Origin of the sequence: Desulfotomaculum copahuensis (assembly GCF_001655685.1) — a bacterium.
Taxonomy (GTDB): Bacteria; Bacillota; Desulfotomaculia; order Desulfotomaculales; family Desulfovirgulaceae; genus Desulfotomaculum_G; species Desulfotomaculum_G copahuensis.
The window spans coordinates 1-1,852 of the sequence record NZ_LYVF01000190.1; the positions used below are offsets into that span (position 1 = coordinate 1).

Annotated in this window: 2 protein-coding genes and 1 pseudogene; all 3 read right to left on the bottom strand. The window is 49.3% G+C overall.

The genetic code is table 11. The features are described 5' to 3' along the window. On the bottom strand, nucleotides 1-447 hold a 447-nt coding region (locus A6M21_RS19325), incomplete at its 3' end, for an ISAs1 family transposase (protein WP_282434550.1). Then, on the bottom strand, nucleotides 392-1,114 hold the full coding sequence (locus A6M21_RS19330) for an ISAs1 family transposase (RefSeq protein ID WP_282434549.1): 723 nt from the start codon (nucleotides 1,112-1,114) through the stop codon (nucleotides 392-394). The genes A6M21_RS19325 and A6M21_RS19330, both read right to left, overlap by 56 nt. Nucleotides 1,115-1,300: 186 nt before the next feature. After that, nucleotides 1,301-1,759, bottom strand: a pseudogene (locus tag A6M21_RS19505) (Druantia anti-phage system protein DruA); the annotation flags it as partial. Nucleotides 1,760-1,852 lie beyond the last annotated feature (93 nt).

Consider the following 1,852-nt stretch of genomic DNA (forward strand, 5'->3'; position numbering starts at 1 on the left):
CAGAGCCAGTTCGGCATTCCAACTGAGTTTGCGTAATCCCGCGGCAATGTTTTTAAACCCATGTAAACGCAGGAGACTGATGGCCAGGTTGCGTATAGAAGCAAAAACACGTGGGGCGGACCCCGTCCGGATCTGGGAGCGGTCCTCGTCAAAAGTTACATCCCGAACCCAGTGTAATGAAGTTTCAATCGCCCAGTGGCCACGGATCAGCTCCAGTAATATTTTGGGATCTGCTTTTTCGGCAGACATGCTGGTAACAAAATAAGCGGTTTCCTTTTTGGTGTTTTCCCCGTGCAGATCCGTGAATGAGCGTTCTATCTTGATAAACTGGTCAGCATAAGGAAACCCTGTTTGCCCTTCCAGCACAGGTATGGTCCTGCCGGTGCGCGTTTCAATCCGCCCATGTCCCTTCTCTATTGTCGTGTGGGGAGGGGGAAAAATCCTCATCCTTGATTTTACGGACGGTTTCAAAAAGATTCCCCTGGTTTTGTTTAATAGGGAAAATGTAATCAGCCTTTTTTTCTTCGACAATAAAGCGGGCATTTTCCACCTGGGTCTGCATGGCGTCGGCAGTAACCACCTTGCCTTGCAAATCCAACGGCTCTAATAGTGGCTTAAAAGCACGGATTTCATTGCTTTTCTTGTCCACCTGCTGCTGGGCAATGACCATTTTCTCCCGGTGCAAAAGAGCTGAGACCAGATGAACACGTTTTCCATCAGGTCCTTTAGAGCCTCGTAACACTTTACCGTCAACGGCTACAGCCTTGTCCTGTGCTTGAGGTTCCAGCCACTGTCCAATGAGCAGATCTACTTCTTCGGCGTCTATTGATTGCAATGTCCGGCGCAGGGTTGGTTCGCTGGGTGGGATATATGCCCGCAGTCTTTCGCTATACCGGCACCCCAGTCGTTTGAGCATGTCTTGCGTCAGGTCGGAAGCCCATTCGCCTATGGCGATAAAGCTTTTCGCCCCGGATAAAAGGGCACAGATGGCCACAGCCAAAATGGATATCTGGGAATGCCGGATTCCGCGCCGTTTCCGGGGATCCTTCAGCCGGGCCAGGTAATCAAGCAAACCACCTTCTTCATGAATAGAAACGTTATTTAAATCAACCATTGCCCGTTCCCCTCCCGTTAATTCCGGTGGCAGAAACGGAGCGGATAAAACTTGCCGGGAATTTTTAAAAAGTGGTTTGACGAAAACTGTTTTGGTCTGTCCATGGTAAAAGTAAACACCGGCTTTACGGCCATAACCGCTGGTGCTGCCCAAAGGGATCCATCCGGCCGCCCGGTAACAGGTACCGGCAAAACGATGGTGGTCAACAAAGGTTTCCACCGCCAGAAGCGGATAACCGTAGGCAGCTTCCCAGTCGGCCGGCAACCTTTTTGTATTGAGGGCCAGGATCCTGGAGGCCAGATTCTTAATGTTTATGTCTGGCAGGATCAAAAAACGCTGGTTGTTGGCCATGTATCTGAGCCGTTGCCTTTTTTGCTCCGGTGTCCAACCAACCCATTTCTCGCGGTGGGCACATTTTAGAACGGCCGATCCCCAGCCAATAAGCGCCACCAACTGACCATCAAGCAGGGCCACATATTTAAGCGTCTTGCCAGTCAGACTGTGAAATCCCAGATAGTGGTGTGTAGCCATTAAATTATTCCAGGTTTTTTCTTCACCGGGAACTATAGGGCGCACCACCAGGTTGCTAAGATTGCACTCTTTTCCGATATTGGAATTGTCTGGTTTTGCTCCGTTTCTGTCCATAAAATCTATTTTAGATCAATCCAGATCAAAAGGCCAGACATATTTTAACATTTAGGTGGATTGTTGATCGTTTTTAACTTTGACGTGGCCTTG

Bases quoted from the DNA above. Each gene is read 5' to 3' on its own strand.
- A6M21_RS19330 (WP_282434549.1), bottom strand. From the start codon at position 1,114: ATGGTTGATTTAAATAACGTTTCTATTCATGAAGAAGGTGGTTTGCTT.